Source organism: Sporolactobacillus spathodeae, assembly GCF_016908935.1.
Lineage (GTDB): Bacteria > Bacillota > Bacilli > Bacillales > Sporolactobacillaceae > Sporolactobacillus > Sporolactobacillus spathodeae.
Map to the genome: position 1 here is coordinate 1 of NZ_JAFBEV010000046.1, position 4,120 is coordinate 4,120.

Below are 4,120 nucleotides of genomic sequence, written 5' to 3' on the forward strand. Positions count from 1 at the left end.
TGAAGGCTTAGGTTAGTGTTGTCTTATTTTTCAAAGGTATCTGAGAAACAAAGAATTAAATCTTATTTAGGCCTTGACTTAATACCACAAGACTTTATATAAGTGATGATTAAGAACGATATTCATATGAATTGGCTCAGACAAAAGCTTTCAGTGAACACACATTAATGCGCGAAATTTTCCCTGACAAGTGCATAGCACTCACCTCATCAAGTGACGATTATCGGGAAACGAGCATCACTCGTTCTCATATTTCTTGCATTAATAATACTTGGAAAGGAATATTTTCGTAAAGCAATATAAGAAAACTATAGTGTCATCCAAGTAGTCTGAGTTTGTAATGCGGTGCGACCCGGCTATGTACTGTGCATTAATCATTGGCAATCTTGCAGGCCTTTAAAATATGAGCAAGCGTTTGATGCGAACCCTCTAATCAAATGTATAGATGATTTTTATAGCTGTTGCCATTCTCCATCCAAGAATGGTCTATCAAAAGTAAGTTTGTATAAATAAAATCGTGGCAAGACCCATCGCACCAATGGCTATGACTATTTTCATCACTTTAGGAGGAATACGACGCACAATATAGGGACCGATATAGCCGCCGATGAAAAATCCGGCAGCGAGTGGTGCCACTGCGAGCCAATAGATATGTGAGCGAACCGCATAGAGTAAAGTAGCTACTAGATTTGATCCACATAACAATACGTTTTTCAGCGCGTTATACTCCACAAATTTTGCATGGCTTGTCGCCGCAAAGATTGCCAGCATAATCACGCCACCAGCCGCGCCGAAGTATCCCGTGTAGGCCCCAACAGCGAAAACGGCGATACAATAGGCGACAACAGCCACTTTCCGCCAAAATACGTCTTTTCTATTTTCATCGTTGCTGGCGCGTTGCTGCCTGTCCTTGTCACGAACAATTCGCATCGGACGTAAAATCAGTAAAGCTGCGCTGAAAATAAAAAAAGGGACAATATGCTCAAATGTCGTCGCCGGTGCCACTAATAAAAGGATACTTCCGAAAATACTGCCGCCAACAGTAAGCGGTAACAGTTTTAAAAGCTCGCGACCATGACCACGCAACTCGCGTTTTGATGACACGCCCGCCCCAATTCCTGTAAATATGAGTGCGGCAGTATTTGTAACATTGGCATAAACAGGCGGTATGCCCAAGGCGAGCAATGCAGGATAGGAAACGAGCGAGGCAAGTCCTACAGACGCACTGATTATTCCTGCTATAATTCCAACTGGAAAAAGAATGAATAAATAGTGATAGAACATCTATAATCTTTCACCTTTCCATTAAAATAAGAGTTGCTTCATTAAAGAAAAGTTGTATCGTTATTCGACGAGCAGTCATAATAACCAGCGACACTATTGTAAATAGTCGTATGCTTAATGTTTCCACTATAAGTCTATACATTTAAATAAATCTAGTAAAATGCATATTTTTAAATAGATTTCATGCAGTTATTTACCATCAACGGGGGTGCGTGCATTTGGATTGGAGAGAAAACAGAATTCAATCAGTAAGAAATGGAATAAATCCAATGGTTCTAGCAGAAATGAAGAGTGGCTACGCAGTAATTGGCGACACTCAATTTTTGCCTGGCTATTGTGTGCTGCTACCTAAGCGAGAGGTGTCTTGTCTTAATGATTTAAGCATTTCTGAGCGTGCACAGTTTTTAACGGATATGAGCTTAATTGGCGACGCAATTATCCATGTTTGTCATCCGGCTCGTATCAATTACGATATATTAGGGAATACGGATGCTTTCTTACATGCGCATATTTTTCCTAGGTATGATTGGGAAAAGGAAGAGAGAAGAAAAATGCCAGTCTGGCAATATGATTCATCAAACTGGTTTGATGAGGAAAAACAGTTTAACCAAGAAAAACATGGAAAATTAAAAGAAAAACTGTCCAATTATTTATCTGTTGTTTATGAAAAATAAATAGTTAGCCTTTGATATGCAGTTCGACACTGCGGCGCAGTAGACGTATAATGCGAAACTAGTATGCAACTAGTAGTTGCGGATATAAATTATCATTCCACAATAAAGTTCTTTACTCAATAAATGTCCTGAATTAAGCTATAGCTAATTTGAGTAACGGGGATGATTAAATGGAATTGCAAGCGCAGCTAAAAAGAATACGCCAACAAAAAGGGTGGTCGCAGGGAGACTTAGCGGAAATTCTGCATGTATCTCGACAGGCAGTTTCTAAATGGGAGGTAGGCACTTCATATCCTGACATAGAAAAATTAATTGAGATTAGCGATTTGTTTAACATATCCTTAGATGAATTAATTCGCGGTGACGAAAAACTACAAAAAAAAATTGTAATTAATAATTCTATCCAACACCGTACATTTTGGGACATTTTCAATAGCTATTGGTGGCTTATTTTCCCTGCCTTTGGGATGTTGATAGCAGTGATTAACGCTATTAAAAATTAATCTGTTACACAGTCCGACGCTACTGTGATATACTCGTGATTTATTTTTGCAGCCTCATGTGATGAGGTGCAATTGATGTGTCAAAAAAGACTTAGCAATAGGTGAAAGTGCTATTGTTCTAGTCTTTTTCTTTATGGATCTGTCAAAGTTTGCTGTTGTTTTTAATCATTTATTGAAGAGCTGTTCTCTTTGCTGCGGACGCACCGCAAGCTACGAAAACCAGAGAGCTAAGAAGCAACTCCGGTACGGCTCCTCACTGCAAGGCGCCCAATTGTATGGCCTTATTGTTAGAAAAACAACAGGGAATTGAAACATAACCTTCTTTTACATTAAATTTATCTAATAATCCTTTTTGAATTCATTAAATTATGCTAATCTTTAAAGTTGTGTTGGCTTGTTAGGCTTTATATCTTTTTTGTGAATAAAGTTTTTAGAAATACTAATTTTATAATCTCGGATAAAATTTAGGAAGGTGAGCTTTGGATGATATCTTCTGCCAAACAACGAATTACATGGGTTGATATGGCGAAGGCGTTGGGTATCATTGCCGTAGTGGTTGGGCATTCGATTAATTCAGAAAGAAGTGGACACTTATTTGATGTTACCTATGATGCCCTTTATTGGTGGCATATGCCGCTTTTTTTTATCATCGGTGGTTTTTTCTTAAAGCCGCTGGCGCATGATTGGAAAGCTGTCCGTCATTTCTTGTCACGTCGTTGTAAGCCATTGATTGTTTCATATTTCTTGATGGGAAGTATTCTGATACTTGTCAGTCACTTTATTCGTCATCAAGGGTGGTCTTATACGGGATTTTATTTTTTTCGGCTACTCTATGGTGGACAAACATTAAATAATTATTTAAGTATTTTTTGGTTTATTACTGTTTATGTATTGACCTTGATTGTCGTCATAATTTTGATATCTTGGGTTCCCTCTGTCTTGTTGCAATGGGTGATCAGCTTGTCACTGTTTGCTATTGGAACCATTCACCAGCAACCTTCATTTTTAGGACATCCGTATTTTCCATGGGATGCTCAAGTTGTCTCGATAACCACGACTTATATGTTGGCTGGCTATTATGGATTCCGGCTTCTTACGTCGATATCTCATAAATATATGATACTTTTGGCAATTGCTGCATTCTATCTCCTTCTCATACGTGATCAGTTTAATGGAATAATCAATTTTAATTTGTACTTGAAATCCGATAATTTAAATCATACAGGACTGGCTCTAATCGCTCCTTTAGTATTAAGCTTGGGCGTTCTATTACTTTCTCAAAAAATTTGCGAGATTAAATTTTTACAATGGCTTCTTCTTTGGGGACGCCATACCATGCCCGTGATGTTTTTACATCGTGCACTTTTTGATATGCCTGGGTTGTTGAACTTACCCGATTATTGGTTGATTAAGTGTCTCTTTGGTTTATTAGTTCCCATTCTGGCTATCCTTATCTGGAAACGATTCAAACATTTACTGACATGGCATCATAGCCCCAAACAGTATGCGAATATCTGATTAACATTTTTGTTTTAATAAAAGTTGCCCGTACGAAAATACGGGCATTTTTTAGTGCGCCCGGCATGGGTGACAGCTAGGCGGTGAAAGTCCGCTACAGGCTTGGCAGTAGGAACTGTTAGCTGAGGACAAGGGTGTCTG

General features: G+C 38.6%; 4 protein-coding genes. 3 read left to right on the forward strand and 1 reads right to left on the reverse strand.

Features of this window, described 5'->3' with window-relative positions:
• Positions 1 to 489 precede the first annotated feature (489 nt).
• On the reverse strand, positions 490 to 1,284 hold the full coding sequence (locus JOC27_RS13270) for a sulfite exporter TauE/SafE family protein (RefSeq protein ID WP_205007757.1): 795 nt from the start codon (positions 1,282 to 1,284) through the stop codon (positions 490 to 492).
• Positions 1,285 to 1,502: 218 nt separating this feature from the next.
• Between JOC27_RS13270 and JOC27_RS13275 the strand changes: the two genes are divergently transcribed.
• The 3 genes from JOC27_RS13275 (at position 1,503) to JOC27_RS13285 (ending at position 3,979) form a co-directional block, all read left to right on the forward strand.
• Positions 1,503 to 1,958, forward strand: a complete 456-nt coding sequence (locus JOC27_RS13275) for an HIT family protein (RefSeq protein WP_205007758.1) — start codon at positions 1,503 to 1,505, stop codon at positions 1,956 to 1,958.
• A gap of 170 nt (positions 1,959 to 2,128) precedes the next feature.
• Positions 2,129 to 2,461: a helix-turn-helix domain-containing protein gene (locus JOC27_RS13280; RefSeq protein ID WP_205007759.1), complete on the forward strand. Its 333-nt coding sequence runs from the start codon at positions 2,129 to 2,131 to the stop codon at positions 2,459 to 2,461.
• Between the two features lie 483 nt (positions 2,462 to 2,944).
• Positions 2,945 to 3,979 (forward strand): acyltransferase family protein, encoded by a 1,035-nt coding sequence (locus tag JOC27_RS13285; RefSeq protein ID WP_205007760.1) that lies wholly within the window; start codon positions 2,945 to 2,947, stop codon positions 3,977 to 3,979.
• Positions 3,980 to 4,120 lie beyond the last annotated feature (141 nt).

Coding starts and splice junctions, on each gene's coding strand:
- JOC27_RS13270 (WP_205007757.1), bottom strand. CDS start 1,284: ATGTTCTATCACTATTTATTCATTCTTTTTCCAGTTGGAATTATAGCA.
- JOC27_RS13280 (WP_205007759.1), top strand. CDS start 2,129: ATGGAATTGCAAGCGCAGCTAAAAAGAATACGCCAACAAAAAGGGTGG.
- JOC27_RS13285 (WP_205007760.1), top strand. CDS start 2,945: ATGATATCTTCTGCCAAACAACGAATTACATGGGTTGATATGGCGAAG.